This is a genomic window from Myxosarcina sp. GI1(2024) (assembly GCF_053543375.1).
Map to the genome: position 1 here is coordinate 483,426 of NZ_JBKGTY010000001.1, position 21,534 is coordinate 504,959.

Sequence of the window (21,534 nt, forward strand, 5' to 3'; positions counted from 1 at the left end):
GCATGAAACAGGCAGAACTCTGACCCAGCTAAAACCCAGAGCCATTCTTTGACTCCTTTAACTGAGCAGGGGGTTTCGTCACAATGTAGAGGAGGATGCTCTGAATTAATCGACTTTTTCAACCCTTCAACACTGTTGATACTCGCTTGTTGTACTCGTTCGTTCATTGGTGGCAACTAAAGTTCCCCTACTAATTTCTATTGCTCCCAGTTCCCACAACAGTTCTTGCTGTTTAGCATAGGACATATGAGCATAGTTTCCCAGCCAGGAAAGTAACCCCTGTAGTCTGACTCCCAAGTCTTGACCTGGAATCATTGTGGGAGACCGTCGAGCTGCCTCTATTGCTCCACACTTGCCGCATTGACAGTGATGACGTTGGTACTCTACGACTTGTATCGGTTTTGCCACCAACTGGGCTACCTGTTGAGTATCTACTCGTACCCCCTTAGTCTTCCATTGTTGATTTCCACAGTTGGAGCAGATGGTCGGTTTCAATACTTCGTAGCGGTCTACACGCCCAAATCCTTTTCTCGTCTTCCCTTGATGTCCTGGTTGTCCTCCTGGTTTTCTTTTTGTCTCTTTTTTGGCTTCTTCCAACCCTACTTCTGGTTTTCTCTCGCTTTTTTTCAGCAAGTCAGTTGAAGGGGGTTTCGATGAGGTTTGGCTGTCGAGGTTGAGGCTCTGTTCCAGTTGTTCTATTCTTTTTTCTAGCTTCTCAATCAGCTTTTGTTGGGTAGTCACGATTTCTGCCAGTTTCTCATTGGACAACTGGCGCAGTTCTTCGGCTTTGAAGGGGTGATTAGCTTCGCTCATTATTGGCTACTTTAATCTCTTTTTCCTTTTTGTCAACCCTGATACCTGAATCCTTACGACAAAACGATAAGATATACCTGTACGAAAAGCTTCTAACGGTACTTAAACAATTTAAACAGACAAAATAAGATAGAATACCTTTGCTGATTAACTTTAACATTATTCTAAAGCCCGATCGCACTTTATGAAAGAAACTACTCCCGCAGCCATGCCTCCCTGTTTCGATAGATGAGATGGTGTCAAAAGTTTGATGATTTACTGAGAACTAAAGCGCAAAAAAGGGAATTCAGACATTATTTAGGAGGATTATTAGGGGAAAGTGAGCGAAAAAATGTATCTCAAATGGCTAAAGACGCAGTAGAGGTCACATACCACAAATTACACCATTTCTTAACTGAAGCAACTTGGTCAGCGAACAAGATAAATGAACGTCGCTTAGAAGTGATGAACAAGTGTAATCAAACGAGAATCAGTAAGGGATTTAGTCTAATTGTTGATGACTCTGGGCATAGAAAAAGTGGTAACTTTACCGCAGCAGTAGGTCGTCAATATATTGGGGAAATTGGGAAAACAGATAATGGCAATGTTGTAGTAACAACTCATCTATATGATGGCCAAAAAAGCTTACCTTTAGACATAGAACTATATCAACATGGTAATTCGTTGCCCGAAGGAAAGAAAGACAGAGAATTCAAGAAAAAACCCACCTTAGCCTTAGAATTAATCGATAAAAGTTTGAAGAGGGGATATCGACCAGGACTAGTATTAATAGATTCGTCCTATGGTAACAACACAACTGTTTTACTCGAACTGGAAAAAAAGAAATTAAAGTATATAGGAGGAATCGCTAAAAATCGTAATATTTTGGTTAAAACTCCATCAAATCAATTAGAAAAAATCAGAGTAGATGAATATGCTCAATGGTTATCTGATGAGGAATTTAAGGAGATTCAAATCCAGGGTGAAAAACCTAGAACCGTCTGGGTAGCAATAATAGAAGCAGAAATATCAAGGCTAGAAGGAATCAGAAAAATAGCTATCGTCATGAGTGCACCAATCTTTGAAGATGCTGAAGATATTGACTACTTACTCACAAATGTTGAGGGAGAAATAGTAACCGAGCAATGGATAGTTCAAACTTATGCTCAGAGAAACTGGATAGAAGTTTTCTATCGAGAAGCCAAGGGATGGTTAGGATTAAAAGAGTATCAAGTTAGAGATAAGAAGAGTTTGGAAAGACATTTTATTCTAGTTTTTTGTGCCTATACTTTTATCCTTTGGCATAAGCTTACTGGAGGTTTAAGAAGACGTTGGGCGAACAAACCTTTGGAGACATTTCCTGAAGCATTAGAAGCTTTTCGTACAGGTATATCTTATCGTTTTGTCCAATGGTTGAACCAAAATCGCGACGTATTCGTAGCTTATAAAGCTAGTTTGGGCTTTGTTTGGTCTTGATTTTTGTTTAAGTACCGTTAATTAACAATGCAGGTATCTATCCAGATGAAGGAGTAAATATTCTCACTATCGAGCGCGAGTTATTAGATTTAACCTTCAATACCAATACCTTTGGGGCAATTCGGATGGTGCAGACATTTTTACCGCTCTTAGAAAAATCCACCGATGCCAGGGTAATTAACGTTTCTAGTGGTTATGGTGCGTTAGATGGACGGCAATTACAGGTAAATGGTGGCAAGGAACTTTTGTAACCACTATTCCTCATGCTTATTTAATTGTGAAAGCGGTTAATAGCCCTGCAGTAAAGTTAATCTTTGATACCTTTCAAGTGCAGATGGAAACTGGCAGTGTTATCGAAAACATCGATCGTGTCTGGGATGAAATTGCTATTTTTCAAATTGCCGATGCACCCTAGCGAACAGAACCGACCAGCGGAGAAATGAATTACGCAGCTATCCTCAAACATATTGAATCTAAAGGATATGACGGACTAATCGAGATGGAACATTCTATTTCGCAGTCAGGAGAATCGGGAGAAAAGAAAGTTATAGAAATTTACGATGGTTTCAAGAAGCTGTAGAAAAGTAAAAATAAACTACAACTTAAACAACCCAAATTTCGAGCATCCGGTCACAATCTTAATCACTCGTAGTCCCCGTCAAGGTAGCCAGAGAGAATTTGAACGAGCTTTATCGGATACTATCGATGCTGCGCTACATTTCCCTGGCTGACGGGGTGACAACCCTGTGAGAAGTCAGACAGTGTAGGGAACAGAGACAACCTATGGTAAAAAAGATTCGGTCAGTTATTGAGAATCCGACCGAACCCTAAAAAATGTTAAACCAATTGTACCGCAATCATCTTTCACGTTATCTGAGTGATGACCAACTAATTACTTTGGAAGTGCTGGTATACCTTATCCAGACCTACAAACAAGTAAAGATAGAAAGACTAGCTGCATACTTCCCTTTACCAATTAAATATGAGAGCCGTCGTCGCCGAATCCAAAGGTTTTTGAAGTCCTCAGCTTTATCAGTTTCGTTAGTCTGGTTTCCCATAGTCAAAGAAGTAGTTCAAAAGAAATTCTTGCCAGACCAGACAATTTATCTAGTCTTAGATAGAACTCAATGGCAAGATAAAAATCTGTTCATGGTTGGAGTAGTGATGGCGAAAAGAGCTTTGCCTATATACTGGCAGTTTCTAGAGAAGAAAGGAGCCAGTAACTTCGCTCAACAAAAAGCCATATTACGTCCAGTATTGAAGCTGTTTAAACAACACCAAATCGTTATTTTAGGAGACAGAGAATTCCAGAGTGTTGAACTAGCTAAGTGGCTGACCCAGCAGCAGGTCTACTTTGTGCTTCGACAGAGAAAGAGTACGAAGATAATGGTAACTCAATTAGGTTTTACTCCCTTAAAAGACCTAGACGTTAATCCAGGAGACCAACGGTTTTATCAAGAAACTAAAGTCACTCAACTGCATCAAGTTTCGGGGATTTATTTAGGGGTCTATTGGCGACGTATTTACCGAGGCATGGGGGCAAAGGAACCCTGGTATCTGCTGACAAATTTACCCAATTTACCTGAAGCTGTCAAAGCCTATAAAAAGCGCGTAGGGATTGAGGCGATGTTTAAAGATTGCAAGTCAGGTGGCTACAATCTCGAGGGGTCGCAAGCTCAGATTGAACGCCTTACTCGTCTAGTTTTGCTCATCGCCATTGCTTACACTCACTCGGTGTTCAAAGGACATACTCTTAGCCTTCGAGGTCAGTCTAAATACATCGGTCGCCATCGAAAAATTAAACAATCTTTGACTCGCAACAGCTACTTTTGGCTTGGTTTATATGGTAGTAGCTGGCTGGTTTCATTTACCTTGATGAAGGAATGGATAAACAAATTGATGTGGCTCAATCTCAATAAGCTGCCTTTTTACCAGAGGGGTCTACGAGCTATGTTTATTATCCAGCAATCTTTCTAGCTCCCTTGTCACCCCTTCAGTTTCCCTGGTCATCTTGGCGTAACTGTCCTCAAGCCACAAAGAGGCGAATCAAACGATTATCAAATTATAGTCAAATTTGCTTCTGATGCAGACTATCAAAGATGGTGTCGCTCGCATGAAGCCGCTCATTGGTTTGAGATCTTCAAACGTTTAGAAGAGAAACCGCCTAATCTGGAAATAATGAGGGGGTTGGAAACTTGGTTTGCCGTCAATAGTTCTGCATCTCAACCAATAATTCCTCCTCCTCGTTATAAAATGGCGATCGTTACTTGGATAGCAATTTTTGTCTTGATTGTCATAATTAATTTGCTTTTCGGAAGTTTTTTAGCTTCTTTACCAATGCTGCTGCGTAGCCTGGTTCTTACGGTTGGATTGGTTGGTTTAATGACTTATATTGTCATGCCTCGAATGACTCGATTGTTTAGCTGGTGGTTATATCCCAAGAAACATTTATCCTAATTACCTAACCTACAACTCCTAATAATCATCATTGACCTAACCTCTTTCTCGCTCCACGTACAGACCCAAGCTGTTTGAATGCCATATCTGTAAACAAACACCACCAGTAATATAAAGTCCCTTGTTTCCAGTTCCCATACCCACAAAGCGCACGATACCAAAAGCTATCAGTGCCTTAATAATCACTGGCATAATCACCACATACTAAACGCGATTTCGACACATATTTTTATCTCTCAAATCAAGCTTGACTGAACACGGGTTCGGATAAAAGCGATAAGATCGAAGTAGAAATAAACTAGGGGGAAAAGCAAATTCTAAAACTTTAGAAATTAGAACTGAATTGAACGAGACCGATTCAGTTAATCAAAATGAGTGAGAAGAAGGTAGCATCATGTTGAAAAACCAACCGAAAAAACCATCCCGTAAAAATGGTGTAGATGCGATCGCCAATTCCATTCCAGATCCTTGGTCAATTCCAAACCAAGGGCACAAAAAAGCTCGGGAGTCAAAAATCATTCCTGAAGCTTGGCAGTTACCCATAGAAACTCATCTGTCGCTCTGCCCAGCAGGAATTCTGGGAGCACCGAGTTTGGCTAGTCATCAACTTACAAGTGAAGAAATCATCCTAGAAGATGAACTCAAGCTTAAAACTATTGCTCGCAGCCTAATCGAACAGCTCGAAAAAGCTTTAGCTTTAATCTACTGGGTAAAAACCACAAAAGCGCTCGAGTTGTAATTGACAAAGATCGTCATCCTAAATCTAGGAAAATAGAGACAGCTATGCTTTGACGAACCGACGTAATTCAAAGATGATGTCAAGTTTAGAATCGCTTCTAGGAAACAACTTTGAAGAAATCGAACATACTGCTGATTGGGCTTATCGAGTTAGGGGGAAAAATTTAGCGAAGTTGTTTGTTCGAGCAGCGGTGGGGCTTTATACTCTGGTCGGAATGCAGTTGGTATCGGGAAAACGAATAAGGCGATCGATTCAACTTAAAGCCATCGACCGTGAAAGTCTCTTGGTTGCATGGTTAAATGAATTGCTTTATTTCCATGAAAGCGAAGGTTTGGGGTTCGAGTCACTAGAAATCCAACACCTCAATGCAACTAGCCTACAGGCAAAAGTTACTGGCGCGTCTACTCAGCAATGGCTCAAAGATATCAAGGCAGTAACCTATCACAATTTAGCAATTCACGAGATAGAATCGGGGTTGGAAGTCACGTTAGTATTAGATGTATAAAAGAAAAAAGTAGTTAGAAACATCGTTTGACTTTGCCCCACTAAACATAGCAGGAGGAGGGGCAATGGAAATAAGAAAACAAGATTTACAACGCATTAACGATTATATCTGGGCAATTCCCACATCTTTTCATCCAGAGATGAATGTATCCGTCTGGATCTTTGCCGATGAAGAACTATTGGAAGAGGCTCTGGGGGATTTATCTCTTACCCAAGGAGTCAACGTTGCCCGTTTGCCTGGTTTGGTGGGTCATGTAGCAATTATGCCCGATGTTCACCAAGGATATGGTATGCCTATAGGCGGCGTAATCGCTGCCAAAGTACCAGAGGGAATTATTTCCCCAGGGGCAGTCGGCTACGATATTAACTGTGGTGTCAGGGTTTTAACCTCGTCTATTGAATATCAAAGTGCTATCCCCTATTTAAACGATCTAGCTAGCACCTTATATCGCAATTGTCCTAGTGGAGTAGGAAAAGGCGGTAGTCTGCCACTATCTGTTGAAGAATTCGATCGCGTCTGTCGTCAAGGAGCGCGTTGGGCATTAACCCAAGGATATGCCACTCCAGAAGACTTAGAGCGCACCGAGGAATTTGGCTGCCTAGAAGGAGCAGACCCAGAGCAAGCCAGTCAAAGAGCCAAACAAAGAGGAAAAGGACAATTAGGAACTTTAGGAGCGGGCAATCACTTTCTGGAGGTAGATGTAGTTGAGGAGGTGTTCGATCCTAAAGTAGCAGCCGTGATGAGCTTAGAGCCTGGGTGTCTTGCCGTACAGATTCACTGCGGTTCTCGTGGGTTCGGACACCAAATTTGTACTGACTACGTTCACGATTTTCAGTGGGCAGTAATTAACTATGGCATCAAGTTAGCCGATCGCGAATTAGTCTGCGCTCCTTTTGATTCTCCTGAAGGACAGGCATACCTAGCAGCCATGAAAGCGGCGGCGAACTATGCTTTTGCCAACCGACAAGCATTAGCCTATCATGCTCGTCGCAGTTTCCAAGAGGTATTTGGTACTCAAGCAGGAGCGGAACCATTACGCCAAGTTTATGATATTGCCCACAACATGGCGAAGATTGAAACCCACGAAATTGAGGGCAAAGAACAGACCGTTTGCGTCCATCGTAAAGGAGCGACGCGAGCCTTTGGAGCGGGATTTGCAGGACTCCCAGTCGAATACCGTCCTTTGGGTCAACCCGTTCTGGTTCCAGGTTCGATGGGAACTGAAAGTTGGATTCTCTTGGGTACGAAAGCCAACGAAGAACTAACTTTTGGTTCGAGCTGTCACGGTGCGGGACGGGTAATGAGTCGTCGTCAGGCAAAACGCATCATCAGAGGCGATCGCCTGAGAGCCGAACTCGAACATCAAGGAGTTAATATCCGCGCTGGTTCAATGTCTGGACTAGCAGAGGAAGCTCCCCAAGCTTATAAAAATGTCAGTCGAGTAGTGGAAACAGTGAGCCAAGCTGGTATTGCTCATAAAGTTGCCCGTTTGTGCCCTATAGTGGTGGTGAAAGGCTGAAGAAGGTGTGTGTGAAGGCGCAAACCAGAACAAAGCATTGCCGATTTGAAGTATGAAACCAAAAAGTTATCCGTTCGTAGCTTTTAGCTGTTAGCTTCTTACGCGGTCCTACAAGGTCGGGAGACCCGACCCCTATCCCACGAGCTTTTCAGTCGAGCTGCTCGACCGTGAAAACGCTCGAACTATATCTTTATAAAGCAATGCCAAAAATCAATCAAGAGTAAGGAGGAGAGTATCATGCTTACCAAACAAAAAAATCGACATTTTCACATCTTTGACTATTTTCTAGATGGACAGTTTCTCAAGTGGGAAGAATGCCAGGGCGATTTGCCAGTCTGTGGACAATCTTGGATAGTCAATCTTGAAAATGGGACTAAAGTAGTGACTCAAGTCGTCGAAATTGAGCAAATTAGTGAAACCGAACACAGAATCTTGCTCAGTTCTCGTTAAGCGAGGAAATTACCAATACATCCCCTCCTTACCCTTTAAAGCGATGGGTAAAAAGATTGCAACAGGTGCGCCTACTGGCAGGGCAGCAAAAAGACTGAGTGAGATGACGGTAATTTGAGCTAAGACTTTACAACGCTTATTAAAATTCGACCCCAGTATCCCAGTATCATGGGTTTCAAGCGCGATGCCGACAAACCTTTAGAGTGCGATGCGATCGTAGTCGATGAATGCAGCACGGTCGATCTGTTTATGGCTCATTCGCTGCTAAAAGCCATACCCGAAGACGCTTTCATGCTAATGGTTGGGAATATCGATCGTTATACTAATTCCACGATATTGGCTCTGCCAGTGCGCGACGCAATCGCTATGTAGTGCTCCAAGTATAGTATTTTCCCTTTCAATACGAGTCATGTAAGTTTTGCTAACTAAATGGTCACAATCATTATTTATTTATAATAAAGCGGCGATAAACTTTCCATCCATCGGTTACGTACCACAAGATTAGATTGCCATCGACAAATTAATTTCCACAAGGGTTCCAAGATTTGAGCAGAACCTGTTCCTAACACCCGAGCTAGAATCCCTAATTTCCAGCGATCGACGGTTGTCCAAATCCAGATTTTGTTTTGTCTTGGTGCGCGTTTCCTTGCAGAGGAAACCTCCGCGGATTCGCACCGCTTTTTGTACCGACATGGGTTTGTAACTCATCGATTTCAGTGATTTCTGGAATTTCTTCAACTTCAGGGCTATTGGGTAATGCGATCGCGCTTTTCTCGACCCATCTAACTACAGTATTAGGATTCACTCTCGTGATTCTTTCTATGGCTCTAAACCCCAAAGCGTTAACATACATTTTCAGACAATTTTCTTTCACCGATGAAGGATATGCTCTTTGAGAATAGATACTTTCTGAAGATATACGAGCAAGACTGATAACCGTAAGGTTTTTTATCCAACGATAACTATTAAAGTATGCTTTAATATGCCAGTTCCACTTGACTGCTGAACAATTCTGGTATCTGTACCCAAAAGGGCTATTTCTATTAGAGATAGACTAGGAGAATATGAGGCTAAGATCTCAATAGTGTTCTTGCCGATCGCCAAATAGGGAGATAAATCAAACCGATCGTCGTTGATGTTTAATTGTTTAATTACTTTCCCATTTACTAGTATTTGACCAGTCAGTTGAGTGGCTGAGCTTTTAATACTGAGAATATAAGGCTGTTCGAGATTCTTTGGATCGATATTGACACTCGCTTGTTGGTATGAACTATTCTGAGTAGACCTGCCGTAGCTTCGATTATGGTACCGCCGACCAGCAATGGTCGAGCTCCTGCTACTTTTTCTACTACTAGAACTATTAAAGTTTCTCATCTTTGTTTTCTCCTTACTTTTAGAAAAAAAAGATTAGCCTGATAATTGCAAATTAATTATAATACTTTAGTGGTTTTTATATCCTGACTCTTTTTAGTCTAGGAGGAATCGAGATAATTAAGTTAACCTCTAAATAAAATCTCGAAAAGCTTGCCGATTATCCTCCTAAACTTTGATTCTATAAAACTACCCTAACTATACTAGAAGCACGACCGAAGATTCTATTTTCATCTACAAAAGCATCCGATACAGTGAATACTGTAGATCTACTAGAATCGCCTAGTGTTCCAGTTATGTCTACCGTAGCTGTTGCATCTGCGTTGACTTCTGCAGAACCAGCAAGACCGCCGCGACTCTCAGGTCCGCGGCGACCACCAGAAAGATTGGCTTCTTCGCTAGGATTGATTTCGGCAAATAATGGTTCTTGATTAGACATGGTTGTCTCCTAAAATTGTGTTGTTGAATTAAACCTGAAACAGATGCTCTATTTGAGATAACGGTGCCGTCGAGTCAGAGGCTCATTGCCGCGAAGACTTGGGAACTTGTGGGACAAGACTCGACTTGTCGACAGTTCAATCATTCACGATTAATTATCTCGACTCGACAACAACCGAGAGAGCAAAAGGACTTAATTTATCCGGCAGCACTAGCGATCGAGCTAGAAGTAGAAGAGGAACGCACACCCTCGACCACAAAAGCATCAGTGAAGGTTTGGGTAAAAGTGTTCAGACCAACTGCATCGGCGATCGCATCAGCACGAGCGTCGTTAATTCCACGGCGACCACCAGAAAGATTGGCTTCTTCGCTAGGATTGATTTCGGCAAATAATGGTTCTTGATTAGACATGGTTGTCTCCTAAAATTGTGTTGTTGAATTAAACCTGAAACAGATGCTCTATTTGAGATAACGGTGCCGTCGAGTCAGAGGCTCATTGCCGCGAAGACTTGGGAACTTGTGGGACAAGACTCGACTTGTCGACAGTTCAATCATTCACGATTAATTATCTCGACTCGACAACAACCGAGAGAGCAAAAGGACTTAATTTATCCGGCAGCACTAGCGATCGAGCTAGAAGTAGAAGAGGAACGCACACCCTCGACCACAAAAGCATCAGTGAAGGTTTGAGTAAAAGTGTTCAGACCGATCGCATCTGCGGTAGCATCAGCAAATGCAAGGTTAACGCCAGGAGGGCGACCGCGGCGGCGACCACCAGAAAGATTGGCTTCTTCGCTAGGATTGATTTCGGCAAATAATGGTTCTTGATTAGACATGGTTGTCTCCTAAAATTGTGTTGTTGAATTAAACCTGAAACAGATGCTCTATTTGAGATAACGGTGCCGTCGAGTCAGAGGCTCATTGCCGCGAAGACTTGGGAACTTGTGGGACAAGACTCGACTTGTCGACAGTTCAATCATTCACGATTAATTATCTCGACTCGACAACAACCGAGAGAGCAAAAGGACTTAATTTATCCGGCAGCACTAGCGATCGAGCTAGAAGTAGAAGAGGAACGCACACCCTCGACCACAAAAGCATCAGTGAAGGTTTGGGTAAAAGTGTTCAGACCAACTGCATCGGCGATCGCATCAGCACGAGCGTCGTTAATTCCACGGCGACCACCAGAAAGATTGGCTTCTTCGCTAGGATTGATTTCGGCAAATAATGGTTCTTGATTAGACATGGTTGTCTCCTAAAATTGTGTTGTTGAATTGAACCTGAAATAAAATTGTAAGTTCAAGTTTGCTTTCGTCAGCTTGAAGACGATTGAGAGTACTTCGGGAAAATAGGGAATCTTCCGTTTCATCTCGACTTGACTGCTGACATTTTCTAGATATGTCGGTTCTCGATCTTTTATGCAAAATCAAATTAGAAATTATTTAAAATTTCTCTCCCCAAATACTCGAGCTTGACTATTGCAGCGTTAGCACTAGCTTCTTGCCTAATTTTATTCACCCATCACCAAAGAAATTAATTTAGGAGCGATCTCAGATAGGGGTAAGATAAAATCTACTATGCCCGTCTTTATTGCTGCATCGGGCATTCCAAAATAATCCGAAGTAGCTCGATCTTGGGCGATAACCTTGCCACCCATTTTGTGAATTGTCTGTACTCCACTGATGCCGTCCTCACCAGTTCCCGTGAGTACTACTGCGATCGCTTTTTGACCATAACTGGCGGCTACAGAGTTGAAGAGTAAATCTGCTGAAGGGCGCACGAAATGAACTAGTTTAGTTTGACTCAGAGAGACTATTTTATTAGCACTAATTAGTAAATGGTAGTTGGGTGGGGCGATATAAACGGTTCCTGCTTCTAAGCGCTCTCCTTCTACTGCTTGTTTCACCGTCAATGAAATGCGCCGCTTGAGAATATCTGCCATATATGAGCGGCTGTGGCGATCGAGATGCTGGACGATTACTACACTAGCAGGAAAATCAGTAGGTAGCTCTGAAAGGACTCTTTGGATAGCACTTAATCCACCTGCCGAAGCTGCGATCGCAATAATTTCAAATCCAGTGTAGTTCATTATAATATATACATATATATATAGAATACCTATTTATTGTCTCTGGCTATCAATTTTTTCGAAGCAAAAACTAAGTAAAAACTAGCCAATTGTATAGCGGTTTGCGATCGAGACTATTGTTTACAACAAAATGCAGCTAGGTTGTTACAGAATTTAAACTTATCTGAAATTTTGCCGATTTGGGATCGTAGCATGAGGTAAACTAGCTTTGATTCGATAAAGAATACGATAACTAAATAATACAATAGACTAGGAGTCGATCTTCTCATGTCACATAGCGTCAAAATTTATGATACTTGTATTGGCTGCACCCAATGCGTGAGAGCTTGTCCTACCGATGTACTAGAAATGGTACCTTGGGACGGTTGTAAAGCAGGTCAAATTGCTGCTTCTCCTCGCACTGAAGATTGCGTTGGCTGTAAACGCTGCGAAACTGCCTGTCCAACAGACTTTTTGAGCATTCGCGTTTACTTAGGCGCAGAAACTACCCGCAGTATGGGACTGGCATACTAGAAAATTATCTGCACATCATATTAATTAAACTAATTTTATCGATTGAGTGTCGTTTTAGCGATCGGTCTAACTGTTATCCAGCGATCGCGCTACCGAACGGCACTATTTTTTATTACCATCGAATTAAGGCAATAGCGATAAGAGAGCATCGGCAACGGGGAAGTTTTGTCAGCCGAGGTACGCCAGATGCCGAGATGGGGAGAAGCAATTAAGTTAGAATTGTTGTCCCCTTGCTCCCTCCAGCCTCTTACCTTCCACGAGCCTTCTACCTTGCTACCAATGATGCCCAGACGCTGGTTACGAAAATTTTTAGTTATTACTCCCGTTATCTTGGGGTTGTGGTTAATTTTAGAATTAGCTGCTCGCATCTTTGCAGAAATTCTCTGGTTTGAAAAAGCTAATTATCTCTCGGTACTATTTATTAAATGGCAAACTCAAGGTGGTTTATGGCTGGTATTTAGTTGTATTTCCCTGGTATTCCTCTGGGGCAATCTCTGGCTGACTAAAAATTTGCAATGGCGTTGGCTAGCTCAAAAAAAATGGTATGAGAACGGCATTTCCTATACGGATCGCGATTCACGGATGCTAATTGGTGAGTTGGAGAGTACTCCTAGCTATCGCTCTTATTTAGCTAATTCTTCCTACGATAATTCAGTTACAAAAACTAACACGCCGAAATTCAGGCTCCCGGTACTGATAGCTTTAGCGGTAATCGGTGCTGTAGCGATCACCTCAATTACGATTTATTACAGCGATATGGCTCTGGCAGTCTGGCAGTCTAGCTACCGTTTGCCCAAAATTGCTGTCGTTCTCAGACCGCCAACAGATGTTTCTCTTTGGCAAAGTTTGTCTGGCTTTATCTGGGAGTATCTCAAACAGTTGAGCCTAATTATAGTTATCGCTGCGTTGTTAATTTGGCAAAATAAATATCTAAGTTGGGCGAGTGCGGCGATAATTAGCCCGATCTTTGGGTTTATCTGGGCGGGAAATTGGATGTCATTACTCAAGTTTTTTCAGCCCACGCCGTTTAATTACTTAGATCCGCAATTTTATCGCGATATTGGTTTCTATATTTTTCGATTTCCTTTGTGGCAGATACTGGAAACATGGCTGCTGGGTCTATTTGCTTTTGGTTTATTTACCTGTTTTTTAACTTATGTCTTATCGGGTAACAGTCTTTCTGAAGGTCAATTTCCCGGTTTTTCCCGTCCGCAACTGCGCCATCTATCTTTCTTGGCGGCGGGATTAATGCTCAGTCTGGCATTTCATCACTGGCTCAATCGCTACCGCTTACTGTATGCTTCTAGGGGAGCAGTCTATGGAGCGGGTTATACAGATATTCAAATTCAGCTACCGGTAGAAACAATGCTGACTGTAGTATCTGTGGCGACCGCCATCTGGTTTCTAATTAAAGCATTTACGGGCTACTCACTGCCCAAAATCCTCAAACAGAGATATTCTAAAATAATTTTAATTGCGATTCCCTTTGCAACTTATTTGTTAATCGTACTTTTTGGCAACTTGGGAAGCGTGTTCGTCCAAAGAGTGGTAGTTCAACCCAATGAATTAGATGCAGAACGTCCCTATATCGAACGCAGCATCGCTCTAACCCGACAAGGTTTTAACCTCAATGCCATTGAAGCCAGAACTTTTAATCCCCAAGGAGGCTTAACTGCCGAAGATATTGAAGAAAACGATCTGACCATTGAAAATATTCGTCTTTGGGATACTCGTCCCATTCTCCAGACCAATCGTCAGCTACAGCGAATCCGACCCTACTATCAGTTCCCCGATGCCGATATCGATCGCTACTTCTTTGAAGAAAGAGATCTCGAAACTGGTGGAATTATTGATGAATACAAACAACAGGTAATTATTGCCGCGAGAGAATTAGATTACGAAACGGTGCCCGATCGCGCCAAAACCTGGGTTAATAAACACTTAGTTTACACTCACGGTTATGGCTTTACCATGTCTCCAGTCAATGAAGTAGATGAAGGAGGATTGCCGTTTTATTTCGTTCGAGATATCGGCACCGATACTGAAGAAGAAGGGGAATTAACCGTAGCAAGCGAAGCGATCGAGGAAAATATTCCCATCGGCAAACCCCGCATCTATTACGGCGAATTAACTAACCCCTACGTCATGACCTCTACTGAAGTTAGAGAACTAGACTATCCCAGCGGTGAAGACAACGTCTATAACACCTATGACGGTAGTGGCGGCATTCCTCTCAATAACTACGGCAAGCGGTTGCTCTTTGCCCAATATCTCAAAGATTGGCAGATGTTGTTTACCCGCAACTTTACCCCCGAGACTCGCTTATTATTCCGCCGCAATATCCGACAGCGAGTTAAAGCGATCGCGCCTTTTCTCAACTTCGATCGCGATCCCTATTTAGTAGTAGCAGAAACCGACAACCCCGAAGACGAAAGTGAAGACAATTATCTTTACTGGATTATCGATGCCTATACTACCAGCGATCGCTATCCTTACTCCGATCCAGGGGAAAATGCTTTTAACTATATTCGCAACTCGGTCAAGGTTGTAGTCGATGCCTATAACGGCAATGTTGACTTTTATGTTGCCGAACCTAGCGATCCGATTATCCGAACTTGGGAGCGAGTGTTTCCCGACTTACTCAAACCTTTAAGTGCGATGCCACCGGATTTACGCCGTCATATCCGCTATCCTGAAGATTTCTTCGCCATTCAGTCAGAAAGACTGTTAACCTACCATATGGAAGATCCCAGAGTATTTTACAATCGAGAAGACCAGTGGCAAATTCCCCAAGAAATTTACGGTACGGAAGCTCAAGCAATTAACCCCTACTATCTAATTATGAAGCTTCCCACCGCTACTAATGAAGAATTTATCTTACTGCATCCCTACACCCCTATAAGTCGTCCCAATTTAATTGCTTGGTTGGCAGCTCGTTCTGATGGTGAGAACTACGGACGCTTGTTACTCTATAAGTTCCCCAAACAAAGGCTAGTTTACGGACCCAATCAAATTGAAGCTTTAATCAACCAGGATCCGGTAATTTCCCAACAAATTTCGCTCTGGAACCGCGAAGGATCCCGCGTCATTCAAGGTAATTTGTTGATTATTCCCATCGAACAGTCTTTGCTCTATGTCGAACCGCTATACATCGAAGCCGAAAGAAACAGTTTGCCCATCTTAGCTAGAGTAATCGTAGTTTATCAAAATCAAATTGTCATGGCAGAAACGCTAGAAGGGGCATTAGATGCGATCTTTACCCAAACCGACTCTGAGGGAACGATTATTCGACCTTTCAACGAGCTAGCTCCTACCGCACCGGAGGTAGAAGAAGTAGAGTAGACTTCTGGCACGAGCTTATTAGTGACTATTTTAGTAGTAGTATTAAATTAAATTTTTACCAATCATCATCAAAGCGAAGGCTTTCAGCTTCAGCTTGTAATTCTTGAAAGTAGTCACTTTGAGTAATTTGAGCTACATCTTTTTCTCGTTTGTTTTGGTCGATTTCGATTCTCAAATCTTGTAGTTGTTTTTGGAGTTGCTCTTCCTGTCGTTTGCGATCGCTGATATCGCGGACAATTCCTTCGTAATAAAGTAAATTACCTTGAGAATCGGATACAGCTCTGGTATCTTCTTCAATCCAAATAACAGTTTTATCCCGACGATAAACTAGATCTTGCCAGTTTTTAACCTCTCCATTTCGTCGCCGCAATTGAAATTCAAATTGCTTTCGTCGCTGGGCATCTACATAAACTTGACTGCTAATATCGCCAATACGATCGATCATTTCTTCTGGAGAATCATAGCCCAAAATTCTCGCCATAGCAGGATTGAGGCTGATATATTTACCTTCTGGCGTAGATTGAAAAATACCCTCAAGGGCGTTTTCAAAAATTCCCCGATATTTTTCTTCAGCAATACGTAAAGCCTCTCGTGCCTGTTTGGTTTCGGTAATGTCAAAAATTGCTCCGTCAATATATAATATAAAGGTTGGTTTTGGGAATTAAAAACTCCTCTACCTTGCTCGTAAACCCATTTTAAATCGCCATTTTGATGAATGATGCGGTATTCAATCGTAAATGGTTCTTTGTTGTCTAAAGCTCGGTCGATTGTTTGTCGAACTAATTGGCGATCTTGGGCATAAACTAAGCTGGTATAGTTTCTAGTTCGATTATCGAGCAACTCTGAGGCTGGATAAACAGCAATTTCGGAGATTGCATCGCTAATAAACTGTATCGTCCAGTTAGCATCGCAACGACAACGATAAATTGCTCCAGGAATATTAAAGACTAGATTGCGAAACTTGGCTTCACTGAGCTTTAAAGCCTTTTTAGCTTGCTGGCTTTCGCTGATGTCAATACCTACCGAAACTACTGCTTCGCCACTGCTGTATTTTTGTGCGGCTAGGAGATAATACTGCCGCCGCTGGTTGATTTGTAGTTCGATTACTTGGGAAATAGTGTCTGTATCGCTAGCGAGAAACTGACGGATAAATTGTGCTAGGCGATCGCTTCCCCGCAAAAAGCCGACTTCTTTGCCTACCAATGCCTCTGGAGATACATTCCAATCCTCTGCTAAATGGCGATTAACTCCAACAAAAGTAGCGTCCGAATCAATCCAGGCGATCGCTCCGGGAACTGCATCTAAAACTGCTTCTAATTGCTCTTTCGATTGAGCCAATTCTTGAGAATTTTGCCGTAAGTTTTTCATTGCCAATGTCAGTCCGGCAATACCGACAGCGGATAATCCTCCTAACATGACAAAGGTGTCTCTCAGACTATTTCTGGTTTCAAGTTTAAAAGCACCTAAAGGTTGAGTAACTTCAAAAATACCTCTTACATCACCAATTTTCCAGTCAGTTTTGGGTGTACCTGGATAGGTGTTGTGACAAGATACGCAGCTTGGTTTGAGGATATCGGCTTCTGCATATTTGAGAACGGGAAGTCCTGCAACTTTTTCGATTCGATAGAATGGGCGATCGGGGTTATCGCGCAGCTGATTTAGTGCTTCCCACTCAAAGCTGTTTTGTGGTCCTCCCTCATCCTTGCGCCAGGGAAAAGGATAATCGCTATAAAGTCGTATTGACATCCCTGGATTTTTGTCGCGAATTTGACGACTGAGTTCTAGTAGATAGGTAGCGGGAAGTGGTATGGCATCTTCACGACTGACGTAATCGTGAGTAACAGTCACGTTTTCAATCTCATCTACATGATTGACAGCTTCGGAATTATAGACAGATCTCGCTTCTTTAATAATTTCAGCTGACAAAGCCGCGTTTTGTAGTGCCTGAGACACGATTAAGTTGTCAGAAAGTCGCGATATATTAGCTAGTACGCCAATAATTCCCAGACAAAACAAGACTGTTAGAACCGTAATAGTTTTATTGGCAAATAAATCGACCAACTGTCGCCAGACTCTCGAAACAAAAAACATAATTTCAACTCAAGAGAATAGTGAGATGGATGAATCGGGATCTAGGAAAAATGGAAAAAATGATAAGTCAGTTGTTAGTTATACTCTCTAGTCTTCCCGTCTCCGCATCACTCACTCGCACGAAATAAGTTAGTGTTTGCGGGAGTGATCGCCGAGCAATTTCAAGTCATCAGCGTATAACATAACCAACCGATCTTATCTCTTATCACCAGGCATCTACACCATTACCACCTTCAAGCCATTCATTTAAATTCCGCTTCGGCGAAGCCACGTTGAATAAGTGCAAACCAAAGTCTTTAGAGATGTCTTGACAGACTTTGATACCTCTATAGCTATTGCCTTTAGCATCTAATGGAGGAGAAAAAGTTCCTATACCTAATTTCTTGGGAACGACTGCGGTAATTCCGCCACCGACACCGCTTTTAGCAGGTATTCCTACTTTGTAGGTCCATTCTCCTGAATAGTCGTACATCCCGCAGGTAAGCATAACGCTGATGACATCCTGTACGTAATGTTCGTCGATCGCCCGAACTCCCGTAACGGGATTGATACCCCCATTAGCTAGAGTAGCTGCCATCATTGCCAGATCGCGACCGTTTACCATAATCGAACACTGCTGAAAATAGAGGTCTAGAGTTTCTTCGATGCGGTCTGTTACCATACCGAAGTTGAACATCAAATAGGCGATCGCTCTATTTCTATTTCCCGTGGCTTTTTCAGACAAAAATACTGGAACGTTGACATCCAATTCTCTTCCCGTATAGCGGTTAAACATATCGAGGATGCGTTTGAGTCTTTCAGTAGCATCATTACCCTTAATTAAATCGGTAGTGGCGATCGCGCCTGCATTAACCATCGGGTTGTAAGGACGGTTAGTTGCTTCATCGAGAACGATTGAGTTAAAGGCTTCTCCTGTAGATTCGACGCTTACTTTGGAATTAACGTATTCTCTTCCGTTGTCTTCTAATGCCAAACCATAAACGAAGGCTTTAGAAATAGACTGAATAGTAAATAATTTATCGCAATCTCCTACTTCAAATTTCACGACCATCAACCGTCACCACGCAGATACCAAACCATTCGGGTTTAGCTATTGCCAATTCAGGGATATAATCGGCTACCGCACCATGTTTTAGCGTTTGATATTTTTCATGTAAATCTAATAAATAAGACCGAAATGGTGAGGCTGCTGCTTGAATCGAATTAGCCAGGGAAGTTAAATCGTCGTTTGCCATATTTACCTATTTAAAATTTATCTAGAAAACTGTTGGTAAGATCGACGATCGATCGCTGAGGATTAATGATTAATTATCTTGTCTGCTACTTTTCTAAATTCTTGAGACAGAGGATGTTCGGGATATTTGACACAGAAAACTCCCTCACTAGCTAGCTGCATGATGTCTTCTGATAAGGGAAAAATCCCCGCTACTGGCGCACCATAGGTTTCTTCGACTTTTTGCTTGAGCGCGTCCCGATTTATACTGCTGAGTACTTTATTAATGGTTAGCAGCATTCGGCGTACTTTTAACTGCTTAGCTACATCGATCGCTACTGCGGTTCCCTGATAGTCTTGTTTGTCTGGACGCAGAACTACAATCAAAACATGAGAAATCGCGATCGACAAAAAGGTTTCTTTTGATAAGCCAGGATGAGTATCGACGAATAAATAATCTAATTGTAATTTCTTAACTAGTTTACGAAAGCCATCGTTGAGTAATTTGACATTGTATCCCTGCTTGAGGATTCTCGCGATGTCGTTGGCTTTAATACTTGCAGGAACTAAATAAATCTTGCCGTCATCTTTAATACCTACATTATCACTAACATCATAAGCAGCATCATGTATGTCGGCTTGACCCCAAAGATAACTGTTTAAACTATGCTCGATTTGTTCTGGTTCGAGTCCAAACAACATATGTATCCCCGGAGAAGGTACATCCGTATCGACGATGCCCACTCGGTTTCCCTGTTGGGCAACAGTAGTAGCTAAATTAGCTGTAAAGTTGGATTTTCCCGTTCCCCCTCGATATGAATGTATTGAGATCACTTGTGGCATATGAATTTTTTGTCAATTTGCTTATAATTAATTTCAGTAAAAGACTTTATGGTTAAAAACATTTGTAGCAAGTCGAACATATTTAGAAATATTTAACATAATTCTCAATTTCACAATGCTCGAGTCATGTGAAATGGAAGCAACTCAACCAAGTCGTAGGCAGAGATCGCAGGGGAGTTAATCTAATAATGGTTACGTCTAATGTGAATTAAAATTAGCCTTGCTAGATCGAGGTTTTCGCCAATTTTGTAAAAAAAACATTCCGATCGTTTTAAAGAAACTGCAAGCTTTCAGCATCTAATTCATAACAAGGATTGGAGTGCGATCGAAGCAATAAGCAACCTCTCAACAAAGCCAAAAACATGCTACTTTTTACTTTTATAACTGGTTAATGTTTATTTCCTTTATAGAAGTTATAGGTATGATGTTCGGCAAAAATACCGTCGAGATAAACTCGGCTACAGATTCGAACGTCATCTGGCTCGATCGCTCGTTCGCCGTTCCAATGTTGCAGCATAAATAGCGACAAAGAAACGTTAAATACCTTGTTGAGATCCCAATAGGGATGACTATCTAAATATCTCGACAAGGATTGATGCAGTTCTGAATTGATTTCTGCTACTACGCTAATAGGTTGTTTTTTATTCATTCGATCGTTTCTCAGTAAAATTCTTAATTACAAACAACAGTAAAATCTAGGCTAAAAATTAAATATATTATTGACCTTATATCTCTAATGCAAACTAATATTTATATTTAAAAATATAATTAATTATGGCAAACAGTTATCAATTTGAAGACAAACAAGTCGATCCTCCAAAGTATAAAGTCAAATCGCTCTCTCTCTTTTATTTTCCCAATTTAGATTATTTTTGTCAATAGGTAAAAACTCGATTTATTTTTAGGGATTGCAACTCGGAGGAATCCTTATTACAATTGCTTTTGAGAAGATTATTGAATCGTGAAAAAGCATTTTTTGCTCTTAAAATACTCGTTTTTTTTATGGTATGCAAGGCAGTTTTTTTGAGCTCATTGTCTTGCAGCAATCGAGCAAAAAATTGCCTTGCAGCTTAAAAAACTGTTGAAAACTTGTGGATAAACTTTTGATAAATATTTTAAAAACCCATTGAAACTATTACCAAATTTAAGCTTGACTTTTTTAAAAAATAACCATTTAGTTGATATAAGAATTTGTATGTTGTCCTTGACTAAATTTGCAAGTTTATTTGTGGTATATTTCGACCCGATGAACGGTATAAACTGGCAAGCAATACCAAATTTGTGGCGATTTCAATCTAGGCAAGGGGAGGCTCCAGCAAGCAACTCTTTCCAATTAAACTTATATTTAGATACGAGCGAAATTTTTCTCAGAGCGAACTAAATTGAAAATGCACTTAATACTCTACAGCAAACCAGGTTGTCATCTCTGTGAGGGGTTACAAGAAAAACTAGAACGAGTTGAAAATCTCGACCTCCAGCTAGAAGTACGAGACATTACCACTAACGAAAACTGGTTTGCGGCATACCAATACCAAATTCCCGTACTCTGCCAAAAACTACCTCAAGGAGAAAAACCCTTACCTCGTGTGTCTCCCCGCACCTCAGTATCGAGGTTAGAGCAAATGCTACAGAAATTTTTAATCATTTAAGCAATTTTTAATCATTTAAGCGAGAAAAAATCTCCACAATACAATGT

The 21,534-nt window shown here is 41.6% G+C and carries 25 protein-coding genes and 3 pseudogenes; 14 read left to right on the top strand and 14 right to left on the bottom strand.

Going from position 1 to position 21,534, the window contains the following annotated elements; translation table 11 throughout:
- Positions 1-813: pseudogene (locus ACLFKQ_RS02380) on the bottom strand (DUF6444 domain-containing protein); the annotation flags it as partial.
- A gap of 184 nt (positions 814-997) precedes the next feature.
- Here ACLFKQ_RS02380 and ACLFKQ_RS02385 point away from each other — a divergent pair.
- From ACLFKQ_RS02385 to ACLFKQ_RS02410, 6 genes and pseudogenes are all read left to right on the top strand, one after another.
- Positions 998-2,268 (top strand): annotated as a pseudogene (locus ACLFKQ_RS02385) (IS701 family transposase).
- Positions 2,269-2,336: 68 nt separating this feature from the next.
- Complete coding sequence (locus tag ACLFKQ_RS02390; RefSeq protein WP_448999437.1) at positions 2,337-2,519, top strand: SDR family NAD(P)-dependent oxidoreductase; 183 nt, start codon at positions 2,337-2,339, stop codon at positions 2,517-2,519.
- A 26-nt stretch (positions 2,520-2,545) separates the two neighbouring features.
- Positions 2,546-2,683, top strand: a complete 138-nt coding sequence (locus ACLFKQ_RS02395; protein WP_448998309.1) for a hypothetical protein — start codon at positions 2,546-2,548, stop codon at positions 2,681-2,683.
- Between the two features lie 24 nt (positions 2,684-2,707).
- Positions 2,708-2,848, top strand: a complete 141-nt coding sequence (locus tag ACLFKQ_RS02400) for a hypothetical protein (protein WP_448998310.1) — start codon at positions 2,708-2,710, stop codon at positions 2,846-2,848.
- 254 nt (positions 2,849-3,102) lie between these two features.
- Positions 3,103-4,245, top strand: a complete 1,143-nt coding sequence (locus ACLFKQ_RS02405; protein ID WP_448998311.1) for an IS4 family transposase — start codon at positions 3,103-3,105, stop codon at positions 4,243-4,245.
- Positions 4,246-4,446: 201 nt separating this feature from the next.
- The gene (locus ACLFKQ_RS02410; protein WP_448998312.1) at positions 4,447-4,725 is read left to right on the top strand and encodes a hypothetical protein; all 279 of its coding nucleotides are present in this window, start codon (positions 4,447-4,449) and stop codon (positions 4,723-4,725) included.
- A 36-nt stretch (positions 4,726-4,761) separates the two neighbouring features.
- On the opposite strand, the gene ACLFKQ_RS02415 is transcribed toward ACLFKQ_RS02410, so the two are convergent.
- The gene (locus ACLFKQ_RS02415) at positions 4,762-4,917 is read right to left on the bottom strand and encodes a hypothetical protein (protein ID WP_448998313.1); all 156 of its coding nucleotides are present in this window, start codon (positions 4,915-4,917) and stop codon (positions 4,762-4,764) included.
- Between the two features lie 202 nt (positions 4,918-5,119).
- Here ACLFKQ_RS02415 and ACLFKQ_RS02420 point away from each other — a divergent pair, with 202 nt between their 5' ends.
- The 5 genes from ACLFKQ_RS02420 (at position 5,120) to ACLFKQ_RS02440 (ending at position 8,310) form a co-directional block, all read left to right on the top strand.
- Entirely contained in the window at positions 5,120-5,464 is a 345-nt protein-coding gene (locus ACLFKQ_RS02420) for a hypothetical protein (RefSeq protein WP_448998314.1), read from the top strand.
- A 73-nt stretch (positions 5,465-5,537) separates the two neighbouring features.
- The gene (locus ACLFKQ_RS02425) at positions 5,538-5,969 is read left to right on the top strand and encodes an archease (RefSeq protein WP_448998315.1); all 432 of its coding nucleotides are present in this window, start codon (positions 5,538-5,540) and stop codon (positions 5,967-5,969) included.
- A 64-nt stretch (positions 5,970-6,033) separates the two neighbouring features.
- Positions 6,034-7,488: an RtcB family protein gene (locus ACLFKQ_RS02430; protein WP_448998316.1), complete on the top strand. Its 1,455-nt coding sequence runs from the start codon at positions 6,034-6,036 to the stop codon at positions 7,486-7,488.
- A gap of 237 nt (positions 7,489-7,725) precedes the next feature.
- Positions 7,726-7,938: a hypothetical protein gene (locus tag ACLFKQ_RS02435; protein WP_448998317.1), complete on the top strand. Its 213-nt coding sequence runs from the start codon at positions 7,726-7,728 to the stop codon at positions 7,936-7,938.
- A 168-nt stretch (positions 7,939-8,106) separates the two neighbouring features.
- Positions 8,107-8,310 (top strand): AAA family ATPase, encoded by a 204-nt coding sequence (locus ACLFKQ_RS02440; RefSeq protein ID WP_448998318.1) that lies wholly within the window; start codon positions 8,107-8,109, stop codon positions 8,308-8,310.
- Between the two features lie 211 nt (positions 8,311-8,521).
- On the opposite strand, the gene ACLFKQ_RS02445 is transcribed toward ACLFKQ_RS02440, so the two are convergent.
- The 7 genes from ACLFKQ_RS02445 to ACLFKQ_RS02475 form a co-directional block, all read right to left on the bottom strand.
- Positions 8,522-8,743, bottom strand: a complete 222-nt coding sequence (locus ACLFKQ_RS02445; protein ID WP_448998319.1) for a hypothetical protein — start codon at positions 8,741-8,743, stop codon at positions 8,522-8,524.
- 143 nt (positions 8,744-8,886) lie between these two features.
- Positions 8,887-9,312: a hypothetical protein gene (locus ACLFKQ_RS02450; protein WP_448998320.1), complete on the bottom strand. Its 426-nt coding sequence runs from the start codon at positions 9,310-9,312 to the stop codon at positions 8,887-8,889.
- Positions 9,313-9,490: 178 nt separating this feature from the next.
- On the bottom strand, positions 9,491-9,748 hold the full coding sequence (locus tag ACLFKQ_RS02455; protein ID WP_448998321.1) for a hypothetical protein: 258 nt from the start codon (positions 9,746-9,748) through the stop codon (positions 9,491-9,493).
- A 197-nt stretch (positions 9,749-9,945) separates the two neighbouring features.
- Positions 9,946-10,158: a hypothetical protein gene (locus tag ACLFKQ_RS02460; RefSeq protein WP_448998322.1), complete on the bottom strand. Its 213-nt coding sequence runs from the start codon at positions 10,156-10,158 to the stop codon at positions 9,946-9,948.
- A 197-nt stretch (positions 10,159-10,355) separates the two neighbouring features.
- Entirely contained in the window at positions 10,356-10,583 is a 228-nt protein-coding gene (locus ACLFKQ_RS02465) for a hypothetical protein (protein WP_448998323.1), read from the bottom strand.
- 197 nt (positions 10,584-10,780) lie between these two features.
- Positions 10,781-10,993 (bottom strand): hypothetical protein, encoded by a 213-nt coding sequence (locus ACLFKQ_RS02470; RefSeq protein WP_448998322.1) that lies wholly within the window; start codon positions 10,991-10,993, stop codon positions 10,781-10,783.
- A 264-nt stretch (positions 10,994-11,257) separates the two neighbouring features.
- On the bottom strand, positions 11,258-11,836 hold the full coding sequence (locus ACLFKQ_RS02475; RefSeq protein ID WP_448998324.1) for a chemotaxis protein CheB: 579 nt from the start codon (positions 11,834-11,836) through the stop codon (positions 11,258-11,260).
- Positions 11,837-12,103: 267 nt separating this feature from the next.
- Between ACLFKQ_RS02475 and psaC the strand changes: the two genes are divergently transcribed.
- Entirely contained in the window at positions 12,104-12,349 is a 246-nt protein-coding gene (psaC, locus tag ACLFKQ_RS02480; RefSeq protein ID WP_026102542.1) for a photosystem I iron-sulfur center protein PsaC, read from the top strand.
- Positions 12,350-12,535: 186 nt separating this feature from the next.
- Positions 12,536-15,691, top strand: coding sequence for a UPF0182 family protein (locus tag ACLFKQ_RS02485; protein ID WP_448998325.1), 3,156 nt, complete (start codon positions 12,536-12,538; stop codon positions 15,689-15,691).
- 55 nt (positions 15,692-15,746) lie between these two features.
- Here ACLFKQ_RS02485 and ACLFKQ_RS02490 read toward each other — a convergent pair whose 3' ends face one another.
- The 5 genes and pseudogenes from ACLFKQ_RS02490 to ACLFKQ_RS02510 all read right to left on the bottom strand — a co-directional run bounded on the left by ACLFKQ_RS02490 (position 15,747) and on the right by ACLFKQ_RS02510 (position 20,487).
- Positions 15,747-16,244 carry a PAS domain S-box protein gene (locus ACLFKQ_RS02490; RefSeq protein ID WP_448999438.1) on the bottom strand — a complete coding sequence of 166 codons (498 nt, stop codon included), beginning with the start codon at positions 16,242-16,244 and terminating at the stop codon, positions 15,747-15,749.
- The gene (locus tag ACLFKQ_RS02495; protein ID WP_448998326.1) at positions 16,133-17,782 is read right to left on the bottom strand and encodes a c-type heme family protein; all 1,650 of its coding nucleotides are present in this window, start codon (positions 17,780-17,782) and stop codon (positions 16,133-16,135) included. The genes ACLFKQ_RS02490 and ACLFKQ_RS02495 overlap by 112 nt, the downstream gene beginning before the upstream one ends.
- Positions 17,783-17,987: 205 nt before the next feature.
- Positions 17,988-19,017 (bottom strand): annotated as a pseudogene (glsA, locus tag ACLFKQ_RS02500) (glutaminase A).
- A gap of 62 nt (positions 19,018-19,079) precedes the next feature.
- A complete protein-coding gene (locus tag ACLFKQ_RS02505) occupies positions 19,080-19,838 on the bottom strand; it encodes a MinD/ParA family ATP-binding protein (protein WP_448998327.1) in 759 nt (252 codons plus the stop codon).
- A gap of 388 nt (positions 19,839-20,226) precedes the next feature.
- Positions 20,227-20,487 (bottom strand): DUF2811 domain-containing protein, encoded by a 261-nt coding sequence (locus ACLFKQ_RS02510; RefSeq protein ID WP_448998328.1) that lies wholly within the window; start codon positions 20,485-20,487, stop codon positions 20,227-20,229.
- A gap of 739 nt (positions 20,488-21,226) precedes the next feature.
- Between ACLFKQ_RS02510 and ACLFKQ_RS02515 the strand changes: the two genes are divergently transcribed.
- Complete coding sequence (locus ACLFKQ_RS02515) at positions 21,227-21,487, top strand: glutaredoxin family protein (protein WP_448998329.1); 261 nt, start codon at positions 21,227-21,229, stop codon at positions 21,485-21,487.
- The last annotated feature ends 47 nt before the right edge of the window (positions 21,488-21,534 follow it).